The 12474-nt window shown below is 46.5% G+C and carries 8 protein-coding genes, 1 tRNA gene and 2 pseudogenes; 7 read left to right on the top strand and 4 right to left on the bottom strand.

Features of this window, described 5'->3' with window-relative positions; translation table 11 throughout:
• The 4 genes and pseudogenes from QUA16_RS32815 to QUA16_RS32800 form a co-directional block, all read left to right on the top strand.
• Window positions 1-920, top strand: a pseudogene (locus QUA16_RS32815) (hypothetical protein); the annotation flags it as partial.
• 164 nt (window positions 921-1084) lie between these two features.
• Entirely contained in the window at window positions 1085-1474 is a 390-nt protein-coding gene (locus tag QUA16_RS32810) for a hypothetical protein (protein WP_333108509.1), read from the top strand.
• A gap of 137 nt (window positions 1475-1611) precedes the next feature.
• Window positions 1612-2397, top strand: coding sequence for an exodeoxyribonuclease III (gene xth / locus QUA16_RS32805; protein ID WP_333108507.1), 786 nt, complete (start codon window positions 1612-1614; stop codon window positions 2395-2397).
• A 171-nt stretch (window positions 2398-2568) separates the two neighbouring features.
• Complete coding sequence (locus QUA16_RS32800; RefSeq protein WP_333108506.1) at window positions 2569-3444, top strand: SDR family oxidoreductase; 876 nt, start codon at window positions 2569-2571, stop codon at window positions 3442-3444.
• Between the two features lie 174 nt (window positions 3445-3618).
• On the opposite strand, the gene QUA16_RS32795 is transcribed toward QUA16_RS32800, so the two are convergent.
• Both QUA16_RS32795 and QUA16_RS32790 read right to left on the bottom strand, forming a co-directional pair.
• The gene (locus tag QUA16_RS32795; RefSeq protein WP_333108505.1) at window positions 3619-4740 is read right to left on the bottom strand and encodes an EAL domain-containing protein; all 1122 of its coding nucleotides are present in this window, start codon (window positions 4738-4740) and stop codon (window positions 3619-3621) included.
• Between the two features lie 621 nt (window positions 4741-5361).
• Window positions 5362-5435 (bottom strand) — tRNA-Pro (locus QUA16_RS32790).
• A 91-nt stretch (window positions 5436-5526) separates the two neighbouring features.
• Here QUA16_RS32790 and lipA point away from each other — a divergent pair.
• The 3 genes and pseudogenes from lipA to QUA16_RS32775 all read left to right on the top strand — a co-directional run.
• Window positions 5527-6402, top strand: a pseudogene (gene lipA / locus QUA16_RS32785) (lipoyl synthase); the annotation flags it as partial.
• 991 nt (window positions 6403-7393) lie between these two features.
• Entirely contained in the window at window positions 7394-8659 is a 1266-nt protein-coding gene (sigC, locus tag QUA16_RS32780) for an RNA polymerase sigma factor SigC (protein WP_333108504.1), read from the top strand.
• A 480-nt stretch (window positions 8660-9139) separates the two neighbouring features.
• On the top strand, window positions 9140-9667 hold the full coding sequence (locus tag QUA16_RS32775; RefSeq protein WP_332943884.1) for a transcriptional repressor: 528 nt from the start codon (window positions 9140-9142) through the stop codon (window positions 9665-9667).
• A 177-nt stretch (window positions 9668-9844) separates the two neighbouring features.
• On the opposite strand, the gene QUA16_RS32770 is transcribed toward QUA16_RS32775, so the two are convergent.
• Both QUA16_RS32770 and QUA16_RS32765 read right to left on the bottom strand, forming a co-directional pair.
• Window positions 9845-11425: a peptidoglycan-binding protein gene (locus QUA16_RS32770; RefSeq protein WP_333108503.1), complete on the bottom strand. Its 1581-nt coding sequence runs from the start codon at window positions 11423-11425 to the stop codon at window positions 9845-9847.
• Window positions 11426-11955: 530 nt separating this feature from the next.
• Window positions 11956-12132: a hypothetical protein gene (locus tag QUA16_RS32765; protein WP_333108502.1), complete on the bottom strand. Its 177-nt coding sequence runs from the start codon at window positions 12130-12132 to the stop codon at window positions 11956-11958.
• Between the last annotated feature and the right edge of the window lie 342 nt (window positions 12133-12474).

Raw genomic sequence — 12474 nt, 5'->3', positions numbered from 1 at the left:
CGGAGCTGTGTAAAACTCACTGTTTCTATACTATCCAATCCGGTGTCATCATTAAAAACCTACCCCTGAAAGCCCCCTCCGTGCCCGCCCCCTCCGTGCCTGCCCCCTCCGTGCCTGCCGCCTATCCCGAAGAAAGGGCAACCACGGGGGGATTGCCTCAGAAAGAAAGGGCAACCACGGGGGGATTGCCTCAGAAAGAAAGGGCAACCACGGGGGGATTGCCCCTACTAGAATATTTACGATCGCACCGCTGTCTCATCATCCTCGATGATATCCAAACCATTTTCAGCAGCGGACAACTCGCAGGAAATTATCAACCAGGATATGAAAATTACGGCGCATTCTTCAAACAAATAGCAGAATCATCCCACAACAGTTGCCTCATCCTCCTGAGTTGGGAAAAACCCAGAGAAATCGCCGCCTTAGAAGGCGAAAACCGCCCCTGCAAATCTCTGCAACTCAACGGTTTAGGCCCCGAAGCACAAGAAATATTCAGAGAAAAAGGATTAGCAGAACCGGAGAAATGGTCAGAACTAATCGACCTTTACCGAGGCAATCCCTTATGGTTAAATATAGTTGCCACATTGATTCAAGACTTATTCGGCGGTAGCGTTTCCGAATTCCTCTCCTATGATACCCTATTCTTAGGTGACTTAGAATCTCTGCTGCACCAGCATTTCGATCGCCTAACCGCATCCGAACAACAGGCGATCGCATGGCTAGCCAATACCCCCGAACCAGCAGACATCTCAAAAATACCAGAAAACCTGCAATTATCACCGCCCGAACTCTTGAAAGTCATGCAATCTTTAGGACGACGGTCATTAGTTGAAACAGTAAAACACAACGGGCGATCGCACTTTACGATCGGGCCAGTAATCAGAGAGTATATAATCAACAAAACCCGAAACAAAAACTGATAAACTTATCAATTTTAGTCGTGGAGGCAGAAACCGGGTTTTTTACGAAAATACTGCATACCTGCCTAGAATTTGGTAAAAAACCCGGTTTCTTTGATATTGATGCGTAAGTCTTGAATCTGCATTTACTTAGCAATTACTGACCCCACTCACGGAGTTTTACAATGGCTACAGCAACATTATTAAGTCACGAAATAGCAGAAGGTCAAAGACTAATAGACGCTCTAAATGCAGCAAATCTATCAGTTGATTCTGCTCTCTGGAACTACGCACCAGAACCAGAAACATGGCGGCTGATGCTCACCTCACCTCTGTACGATCGCGAAGGTTCGCTGAAAACTTATGGGGAAATTCTGTCAGTCTTTCGCCAAGTTAAACCAGAATTGAAAATCGATTGGACAGCCCTCGTAGCAGTAAGCCCAAAACATGACTTAATTGAGGGCTTACGTCAGGAACAGCAAAAATGGAATTTAAACTTATCGGGCACAAGACTGACAAATAATCGGGTTAATCAGACGTGGGTCGAAGATGCTTACATTTATCAAATCAAGTGAGTTGACCCGGCAAAAAATAGCTTAAAATAGGTGCGATCGCTTTTATTATTAGTCCGCGCAGGCGGACTTTGTATGTGTAGTAGCGGTTTCAACCGCCGAGTCATCCGAATTTGGGTTCCCCCCACATAACTATATTAATGAAAATCGCCACCTGGAACGTCAACTCAATCCGCACCCGCCTAGAACACGTTACTAGCTGGTTGCAAACAAACTCCCCAGACGTTCTCTGCCTCCAAGAAACAAAAGTTCCAGATAAAGACTTTCCCCTAGAACCCTTCATCAACCTCGGCTACAACTGCTACATTTCTGGTCAAAAATCCTACAACGGCGTCGCCATTCTCAGCCGATCGCCCCTAACGCAAATCAGCACCGGATTTGCCCCCCTTCTCGGCGACGAAACCGCAGGTATCTTTGACGAACAAAAACGCCTAATAGCGGGGATTATAGACGATATTTGCATTATTTGCGTATACGTTCCCAACGGTTCCGAAGTCGGCAGCGAGAAATATGAGTACAAACTAAAGTGGCTCAAACTGCTGCAAGAATACCTCAAAATAGCACTAGATAAATCCCCCAAATTGTGTATTTGCGGCGACTTCAACATCGTCCCGGACGATCGAGATATCCACAATCCCAAAGCCAATGCTAACTCCGTCGGCCTATCAGTAGCCGAGCGCCTCGCACTAACAGAAATCATAGAATTAGGATTAAACGACCCCTTTCGCAAATTCACATCAGAAGGCGGCCATTATAGCTGGTGGGACTACCGCGCCGCCGCATTTCCCCGCAACAACGGCTGGAGAATCGACCACCATTATCTCAGCCCTCCCCTGTACGAACAAGCAAAAAACTGTACAATAGACATTGCTCCCAGAAAATTAATCAAACCCAGCGACCACGCCCCCGTAATTGTCGAAATTTGATTTATGAGTTATAAGGTTAATAGCAACTGAGATATTGCACCATTCTCAATAAGCCTTCGATGGGCGGGCAGGATGCCCACCCCACAATAAAATTAACTCTTTGTGGAACAGGCATCTTGCCTGTTCTTGAGAAAAGTGCAATATGTAAGTAACAACCAACCACAAAAAATCATGTTCTTAGTAACCGGAGCAACAGGCGCACTAGGCCGCCGAATTGTACGAGAAATCAGACAGCAAGAAAAGCCTGTCCGCGCATTCGTTCGCCTCGCATCTCGCTACTCTGAACTAGAAAACCGAGGCGCCGAGATTTTTATCGGCGACTTAAAACAAGACAAAGATATTAAAAAAGCCTGCCAAGGAGTGCAATACATCATCAGCACCCACGGCACCGGCGGCGACGTTCAAGCAGTACACTACCGCGCTAACATAGAATTAATCGACTGCGCCAAAGAAGCGGGAGTGCAGCACTTTGTCTTTATTTCGGTACTGGGAGTCGATCGAGGATACGAAGATTCCGCAGTATTCAAAGCCAAGCGAGAAGTTGAAAAATACCTGCAAAACAGCGGATTGAATTATACAATCTTACGGCCTGCCGGTTTTGCTTCCAGCTTGTTACCCCTAGCAGAAAGATTTCGAGAAACCGGACTTTACCTGCTGATTGGCGACGGCAAAAACCGCACCTCTGTTGTCAGTACCGACGACTTAGCTCATATTGCAGCAGACTCGGCAACAGTCGAGGGAGCCCGCAACCAAATTCTGCGAGTCGGTGGCCCGGATGTGCTGACAAGAGATGACATTCCCCGCATTTTTGGACGATTATTCAAGCGCGAACCGATAGTAATCAACCCGCCACTGATGGTGTTTGACGGTTTGAGAAATGCCTTGGGTTTATTGAATCCTCAAGCTCAAAATGACTTAGGAACTTTGCGGGTATTGCTGGGTAACGAGTATTTCTGCACTCCCGAAGAAGTGCAAAACTTGGAATCAATCTACGGCATGAGAATGGAATCCTTAGAAATGTTTCTGCGGCGCAATTTGAGCGTTTAAAGTGCTAGTAATTCTCGTTACCAGGCTCTGCCTGGTAATGAAGATTCGGAGGCTCTGCCTCCAAATTGTTGTCTCATTTTAATGGAGGCAGAGCCTCCCGATATGCGTTCCCAGGCAGAGCCTGGGGACGAGCAAAACGAGCAAATATAGCGCCAAATCGCAACTGGAAACCACCTAAGCAGAAATAGGTAGTGCTTTAGCACCAATATAGCTCGTAACTGCGATCGGCGGAGAAGTCGGCTTAGCAATCAAATAACCTTGAACAAAAGTTGCTCCCCGTTCCCGCACCCACTCAAACTCCTCCAAAGTTTCCACACCTTCAGCAATAGTTTTAATTTCTAATTGAGCGGCAATTTCTAACATCTTTTCAGTAATTAGTGCCTTATAATAATCTTGATGGACGTTGCGAATCAATTCCATATCCAACTTAATAAAATCTGGACGCAATTGGTGCATCAAATTTAAATTAGAAGAACCGCTGCCAAAATCGTCCAGGGCAATTAAAAATCCCGCTTCTCGGTAAAACCTCAGAATATTAATCAAGTGATCGATATCAGGAGGGTGCTGAGATTCCGCTACTTCAAAAACAATATTGCTGTGAGGAATTCCCGCTTCATCAATAGCCTGTACTGTTCTTCGCAGGCACGTAGCGGGATCGTAAACTGAAGTCGGAGAAAAATTAATAAAAAGTAGTTCTTTGATATTGTAAACATGGGCTTCGCGGATAGCGCGAGTCCGGGCTAAAACATCTAGTTGAAAAATTAGACCTGCTGATTCTGCTTGGGCAAAAATCCTACCCGGATAAATTAAGTTTCCTTGCTCGTCAATTCCTCGGAGCAGCGCTTCGTGGGCAAAAATTTTAGAAGTATCTGAGGTATAAACAATGGGCTGAAAATGTGTAGTAATGCGTTCTTCGGACAATAAATCTAACAGCCAATCAGAGTTACTCAAATTAATAAAACTGTCTAAGGAAGTGCTGCGATAAAAATCGCTAAGTTGTGGCTGTTCAACTTCGGGCATCCACAAAACTTTTGTCTCTTTCAACTCTTGAGTTGTCAGCAGCGATGATGCTAGGGCGTTAAACTTTTCTTTGGCTATTCCCTCAAGCATAATGTACAAACACTTGCTCTCTTCTAAAAGCTTGAATTCAAGTTTAGCCTTAGTCAGTGCCGAAATAACCTTGGTCAGGGTGTGCGATACTGGAAACCACAGGTATAGACCTCCCCTGCCCTCTATTTTTTCGGGTACTGTTTCGCAGCGAGAGCAGGAGCCGAAGGCTTTGCCACTTATTTGCATTGGAATATCCTCCGGTTTTCGGGTTAATTTTAGACCCGCTAATAATTAGCTTCTATTATAAGCTCATTCAGCTATTAATTCATCTATCTCAAGATGTAAATCTTAATGAACTTGTATTTAAGAATTATTCGGGCAGTATTTATACTTACATCGGGTTTCAAGCCTTGGTCAAAGTTCTCAGCATTGACCAAGTATCTGTGATTAAACACAGTCCCAAATCATCACACAGGGAGAAGGCAAAGACTTGTTCGCTACTCTCTACTGCCGCTGTGATTCTTTACGCCTTATTCTCTAATTCCCTCTGCCAAAACAGTCGCTACAGTTGATTTTTTAGCAAAGGGGAATTAACACCCCCGTGAAGCGCAGCTATCCCGTAGGGAATCGCCCGATCGACTAATTTATGCGTACCAGAAATATACACACCCGGACGATCGCCCAAAACAAACTCACTTGCTGGGGCATATCGAATCTAATTTTATAATCGGGATGACAGGATTTGAAGCAGTTTTGGAGATACTCAGCTACTTAGAAGAGTCGGACTGAGCGAAGGATGAGCGGAAAGTGGAATATCCTAGAGGGTAATAAATCTGAAACCCGTTACCCGTGAAGAGTTAAAAGCAATCGGGATGACAGGATTTGAACCTGCGACCCCCTCGTCCCGAACGAGGTGCGCTACCAAGCTGCGCTACATCCCGAAATTAGTCACTAGATTTTAAGCTTATCACATTCAAGTAAAAATTTAGCAACCTCGTATATAATTATTTGTAAAACACTACTCAGGCGGAGACAGACGTGACAGTTAAGCCCCAGTGGTTGCGAGTTAAAGCCCCCCAGTGGGAGCGCGTCGGCAACGTCAAAGAAATTTTGCGGGATTTATCCCTGAATACGGTTTGCGAGGAGGCGTCGTGTCCGAACATCGGCGAATGCTTCAACGCAGGTACTGCGACATTTTTGATTATGGGCCCGGCTTGTACCCGCGCCTGTCCTTACTGCGACATCGATTTTGAGAAAAAGCCCCAACCATTAGATCCCACAGAACCCCAAAGATTGGCCCAAGCAGTGCAGCGGCTCAAACTCAACCACGTCGTGATTACCTCTGTCAACCGGGACGATTTGCCGGATGGGGGCGCGTCTCAGTTTGTCGAGTGCATTCAAGCAGTGCGATCGGCGATGCCCGATACAACTATAGAAGTTTTGATTCCCGACTTGTGCGGCAACTGGCAGGCTTTAGAAATTATTCTCGCAGCCGGGCCAGAGGTACTCAACCACAATACCGAAACCGTAAAGCGACTTTACCGCAAGGTGCGGCCGCAAGGAAAGTACGATCGCACCTTGGAACTATTGCAGCGAAGTCGCGAACTCGCACCTGGGGTTTACACAAAATCCGGCATCATGGTGGGACTCGGAGAAACAGACGCCGAAATTCGGGAGGCCATGCAGGACTTACGGGCTGTCTGCTGCGATATTTTAACAGTTGGACAGTACCTGCAACCGACTCAAAAGCACTTGAACGTAGAAAACTTTGTGCCTCCAGAACAGTTTGATGCTTGGAGAAAGTTTGGCGAATCTTTGGGATTCTTGCAAGTTGTCGCTTCTCCCTTAACTCGCAGTTCCTATCACGCCGAACAGGTGAGGGAACTGATGAAACTTTACCCACGCTAGCAATTTTAATTTGAGTTGACTCGCGCCCATTGGTGACAAGTTAAGACTTAATTGCATTTGTCAATCAGTAATATTACTCAAAAAAACGGCTTTTTTAGGAGTGGAAAATTTACGATTTGAGAGGGAGTAAGTATAAATATCATGGGAGGCATGATTCCTCGATCGCCCATATCTCAGTTTTATGCCCAAAATCCGAGTAAATGTTGAGCATAATTGCTGATTGACAATGCTTTCTTAGCTTAACTTGTTACCAATGACTCGCGCGCGTTAGCGAAGCCCTCGAAGAGGATCGCACCATTCTCACTAAAACCCGATCAACCGGGTAACAGCGAGGAAAAACTTGCGCTTTATATGCAGGCATGGTGCAAAAGACCCCGTTCCTGATGCTGGTGTGCTGGGCCTGATGTTAAGCCCGAAGCAGCCGCCAATAGCAAAACAATTATCGGTCGATCACCCCCTCAAACTCATGACTTACGCAAAAGACATCGAGAAACCCGGTTTTTGCGTCAGCCAATAACTCGGTACAGGGGGCTCTAGCAACTCTGAGACCCATATTCTATAATGGATTAAACTTCCGCGCTCACGGCAGCGTATTTAATCAACAGCGCCGAGTTATATAAAGTTTTATTAAAAAAATGGCGAATTTTCCGAAGTGATCGGGAACCAGGTTATCGGTGATGAAGATTAACTTAACTTCTGACTAACGTCACTTGTTTCTAGCCAGTAACTATCTATACTAGCTACATAAACAAAGAAGTAAAGCACACTTTTCGGGCCTTCAACCTGTTACATCAGAAAGTTCTTAGCGTTTTCCAGAATCTTGGTAAAACAAGTGGGGCAGCAAAAGTTCGATCGAACAACAGCAGAAAAGTCAGAAAAGTTACTAAAGAAACACAAAGCGGTGATGCTTCGTCTTAACCAAATGGGCATCTTAATTATAAATAACCGCTAAGCGTAGCATCTTTTCACCGGAGCCACTGAGAAAATCACTATGCCAGCCACCTCTTTTTACGCTGAAGCTGAATTCGACGAACAACTGCAAGTCAATCCCTTGCAAGGTGATGTGTTGGATGAAGATGCTGAAGAAGCTGGAGACGAACTGCTCGACCAAGACCCAGCAGAGACAGAAGATGCAGACCCAGCAGCCAAATTGCAAAAAAATGCAAACCGTCGCACTACAGATTTAGTGCGCCTGTACCTCCAAGAAATAGGTCGGGTTCGTCTCTTGGGTAGAGACGAAGAAGTCTCGGAAGCTCAAAAAGTTCAGCGCTATATCAAATTGCTGGAATTACGCAACACCGTCGCATCCCAGGAAGAAGGGCTAATTGGGCGCTTCGTGCATTTAATTGAAGTGCGCGATCGCTTGTCCGCACAGTTGGGACACAAACCTTCCTTGGAACGCTGGGCATTAACCGCCGGCGTCGGTGACGTGCCAGAACTCAAGCGAATTATGGCCGAAGGCAAGCGCCAGTGGGCCGAGTTAGCAGAAATGACGGTGGAGGCGATCGAAAGAATTCAAGCGGAAGGCATCGAAGCTAAAGACCACATGATTAAGGCGAACCTGCGCCTGGTGGTTTCGGTGGCGAAAAAATATCAAAATCGCGGTTTAGAATTGCTCGACTTAATACAAGAAGGTACTCTCGGACTGGAGCGAGCTGTAGAAAAGTTTGACCCGACGCGGGGCTATCGGTTTAGCACCTATGCCTACTGGTGGATTCGGCAGGGAATTACGCGGGCTATCGCCACTCAAAGCCGCACCATTCGCCTCCCCGTCCACATCACCGAAAAACTTAACAAAATCAAAAAAGCCCAGCGCAAAATTTCTCAAGAAAAAGGTCGGACAGCTACGATCGAAGACATCGCTGTCGAGTTGGACATGACGGCATCGCAAGTCCGAGAAGTTTTGCTGCGAGTCCCCCGTTCTGTTTCTTTGGAAACCAAAGTGGGCAACGAAAAAGATACAGAGTTGGGCGACTTGCTCGAAACTGACAGCATCTCCCCAGAAGAAATGCTGATGCGAGAAGCTTTGCACCGCGACTTGCAGCAACTGCTGGCAGATTTGACCAGCCGCGAGCGAGATGTAATTCTGATGCGCTTTGGTTTGGGTGACGGACACCCCTATTCGCTGGCAGAAATCGGTCGTGCCCTCGACTTGTCCCGCGAGCGCGTCCGCCAAATTGAAGCCAAAGCTTTGCAAAAACTCCGCCAACCCAAGCGTCGCAACCGCGTCCGCGACTATCTGGAGTCTCTAACTTAAATTGAGCAGGTCAGTCAGCGCGATTAATCAGGGATCAAGGCATTTGGCACTTGTGCAGAAGGCATGAGGCATTCGGCAGAAGTAACAATATTTACTTCTCAACCACTTCTCTGTCCTCTGCAGCAAGTCAATCGATTTTAGATTTTAGATTTTAGATTTTAGATTTTAGATTTTAGATTGAAGTATTGACTTGCGCGAGATGAATCCGGGGGCTTGTATCCTGGATGCTTTCATATCGTTTCCGGTTGTATCGGAATGATTTAACCGCAGAGGGCGCAGAGAACGCAGAGGGAGAGAATACAGAGAGGAATAATTCCGATGCTACCGGATTTGATATCAGTCATAAAGCTGGTTACAAGTCAAAATATATCAAAAACCAAATTTTTTCCTCAACCTTTTTTCAATAAGCTGCGATATTTGCAAAATATCTCGCTCGTTGTGTATTATTGTCAATAGGCAGACTTTCTTGAGAGGGTCACTATGGCACTTTATACCGCGTCCTCATTCAAATCCGAACTCAATGACAAAGGCTGGCGGATGACTCCCCAACGGGAAACCATCTTGCACGTGTTTCAGAACCTCCCCAAAGGCAATCACCTGAGTGCGGAGGATTTGTACACTTTGTTAAAAAATCGCGGCGAAAACATTAGCTTGTCCACCATTTACCGAACTTTAAAGTTAATGGCAAGGATGAGCCTCCTCCGCGAACTCGAACTAGCAGAAGGTCACAAACACTATGAGATAAACCAGCCTTACCCGCATCACCACCACCACCTAGTCTGCGTTCAGTGCAACAGAACGATCGAATTTAACAACGATTCGATTTTGAAAATTGGCATGAAGCAAGCTGAAAAGTCTGGGTTGCACCTGCTAGACTGCCAGCTAACCATTCATACGGTGTGCCACGAAGCTTTGCGGATGGGATGGCCGTCTTTGGTTTCTAGCAATTGGTCTTGTCCCAGGTCGATCGCCCAGAACGGCAGCACCGCCCCGGATTCAATCGAGTGACCTTATACTATTTTCGCATTTCAAGTACGGCTTGTTACAAGTTTTAACAAAAATCGGTAGCCCAAGTCCGATCGCAGTTATGCAGAAATCGGGTTTCTTAAGAAAAATACATCATTTCAGGAATGAGTCGGAAAGCAGAAACCCGATTTCTTTGATGTAGCGTCCGCAAGCCTGGGGCTAAAAAGTTTGGCTCAACAAATCGTCGCTGCTGACCCCGTAACTGCGCTGAGCTCGATCGAGGGCGTCTTTCGTCGAAGCATCGAAAACTCCGCTGAGCGAGCCTGTGTAAAAGCCGAGGTCTTGCAGCCGCTTTTGTAATTGTTGAATGCTCGATCGAGAGTTGAAACTGCTGCTAATTGGAACAGCAGGAACAGCTAGCCGCCCAGCTAATCCGTTTTGAAGCGCAGCCAAAGTCGCCGGAGTGGCAATACCCGTCGCCGGTGACAAATTGCGTTCCTCCTGAAACGACAACACCGCAAACTCGGTCTCGGCTCCAAATACTCCGTTCACCGGGCCGGGGTTTTTGCCCAGACTTCTGAGCGCAGACTGAAGTTGTCGGACAGCAGGCCCCGTATCGCCCCGTCGCAGACCAGCGGCGATTTGCTGCGGCACAGGCACTGTGGCCTGCCTGTTGCCTTGCCGCAAAGCCGATCGAGTGCTGCGATCGACCCTTCCCGTCCCGAACAGCCCGCTATCTCTCTGAAAGCGGATCAAAGCTGCTTGAGTTGGTCGATCGAACCAACCGTGAATCTGGCTCCTGTAATAACCCAATTCTTGCAGCCGCCGCTGCACAAATTCTACTTGTCGGCCTCTGTCGCCCAACTCCAGAAAATCTCCGGCATTACTCTGTTGGTCATCTTCCTCAGTCCATGAGGTAATTTGAGCTTGCCTCATCTGGGCATCGATAGCAGTCAAAGTAGCAGTGTCAGCGCAGCCGTCAGAAACCAGATTGTAATCTTGCTGAAAACGAGTCACAGCGTAGAGAGTGCGTTCGCGGAACTTGCCGTCAACGCCACCTTCAAAATAGCCCAAAGCTTTTAATTGCCGCTGGATCAAGTCTACCGTCGCCCCTCTGTCCCCGAACCGCAGCCCCTTGCAACCGCCATTTCCCGAAATATTCCCCGGAGGGATAACGGGGGGAACCGGTCGGGTGGAACCAAACAGCAAAGCTAAAGTTTGCCTATCGGCAATTCCAGTTACCCGCAGTCGATTTATTCGCTGGAAGTATCTAACCGCATTTTGAGTAACTTCGCGAAAACTCCCTGTTGGACGCGCGTTGAAGTAGCCTAGCTGCTGCAACCTGCGCTGGAGTGCGGAAACATCTGCACCCGCGTCTCCAAAACGCAGATCCCGATAATTTGTATAAATAGTATTAAAAGGTCGATCGTCCTCCCCGGCAAAACTGTTGAGTGCGATCACAGTAGCTCGATCGGGCCTACCAGTCAGCGACAGTTGATAGTCTCGCTGAAAGTTAGTCAGCGCTTGTTTTGTTACCGGGCCGAGTTGACCTGTCGATGATCTGGGAAAATAACCGAGTTCCCGCAACCTGTCTTGAACAGAGCGCAAATTTGGATATCCCGGATCTATTTGAGCAAAAGCCGAACCGGCTGCACTCAAAACCGACAGCATCAAAGCCAGAGACAGCAAACGGACGTAAGTCTGACTCGATAGATTTTGCCACTTGGGCTCATCAAAAATTTTCGACTCTGGGGGTGCTTCGCAAACAAGAGCAAGTTCGAGGTAAGCAAGAGATTCCATAATTTTTTAGTGTGAAATTGTGGGTGGGTTGTGTGAGCAAACTGCCAAAAATCATTTTTAGCACGCTTGGCTTGGATTCTATCAACGCTAAGTTCTACTGGGAAAGCGCGAAGCACCCGTTTTTATAAAAAATTTACAGTCAAAAATAATTACAGGTAACAACCAAGATAGCATCGCTGCTTCTAGAGACGCGAGACTCAACAAAAAAGTTTGCAGGCATAGTCTTAGCCTTTAAGGCCAAAAGACAATAAGTTCTGGGGTAGTGGTGGCTAATATTTTATCTGGCGGCCGCAGAAATTACCACAAGACTTGGGCGCAGGTTGTCCTCACCTTAATTTGTTGTCGGGTAAAGAGCCTGAAATCGCAGGTTTTTTGTTAAGAAACGCGGCTTCTTCATGTGGCGAGTGCGTCTGGGAAAGTACCGCTGATTAACCAAAAAACTAGCCACTAAAAATCCCCACTTTTGCTAGTTGCAAATAGGGCGGGGATTTTTTGATAAGTGGACTTTGTATTAAAAAATCGACGATCGCTTAAATTAAGCCGAACCGATCGCAAATTACAGCTACTCCCGCTGCAAAAACCGTAATTCCCAAGGCTACCAGCGGGTTTTGGCCTCTGCTAACCGCAAAAGAGGTAACGACCCCAGCTCCCAAAGCCGCAGTAACAGCAGCAGTCGCCAAATCTCGATCGGGACGTTTGTCGTACATATTTTTTATTGTTGGTAGCTGAAGAGCTGAAAACTTACATCTTGTAATCCAAGCTACCACTCTTGCCTCTGCGACGGTGACAACAGCCTGGGTTTTGCAACTAACCTTAAAATTTTGCTAATTTTCTTAACATACTCTCCTGAATCACATAAGTTAAGATTATGTTTTTTCAAGTTTTTCTGTTGAGTTTTAGCTGTTGAAACCTTTTGTGTACTGAGCTTTTAAGTAGTTAAACAAAATTAATTACATAAATAACTAATATAATACCCACATTCCGCACTTCAAGTTGAAGTACGATAAAATAGAATACCGAAAAAGCCAAAAACCCGGATAATTCAGAAA

It is taken from the genome of Microcoleus sp. S13_C3 (assembly GCF_036700905.1).
In the GTDB taxonomy this organism is placed as follows: domain Bacteria; phylum Cyanobacteriota; class Cyanobacteriia; order Cyanobacteriales; family Microcoleaceae; genus Microcoleus.
The sequence above is the reverse complement of the archived record's forward strand: the minus strand, read 5'-3'. Positions and strand labels throughout refer to the sequence as shown.

Coding starts and splice junctions, on each gene's coding strand:
- QUA16_RS32810 (WP_333108509.1), top strand. CDS start 1,085: ATGGCTACAGCAACATTATTAAGTCACGAAATAGCAGAAGGTCAAAGA.
- xth (WP_333108507.1), top strand. CDS start 1,612: ATGAAAATCGCCACCTGGAACGTCAACTCAATCCGCACCCGCCTAGAA.
- QUA16_RS32800 (WP_333108506.1), top strand. CDS start 2,569: ATGTTCTTAGTAACCGGAGCAACAGGCGCACTAGGCCGCCGAATTGTA.
- QUA16_RS32795 (WP_333108505.1), bottom strand. CDS start 4,740: ATGCAAATAAGTGGCAAAGCCTTCGGCTCCTGCTCTCGCTGCGAAACA.
- sigC (WP_333108504.1), top strand. CDS start 7,394: ATGCCAGCCACCTCTTTTTACGCTGAAGCTGAATTCGACGAACAACTG.
- QUA16_RS32775 (WP_332943884.1), top strand. CDS start 9,140: ATGGCACTTTATACCGCGTCCTCATTCAAATCCGAACTCAATGACAAA.
- QUA16_RS32770 (WP_333108503.1), bottom strand. CDS start 11,425: ATGGAATCTCTTGCTTACCTCGAACTTGCTCTTGTTTGCGAAGCACCC.
- QUA16_RS32765 (WP_333108502.1), bottom strand. CDS start 12,132: ATGTACGACAAACGTCCCGATCGAGATTTGGCGACTGCTGCTGTTACT.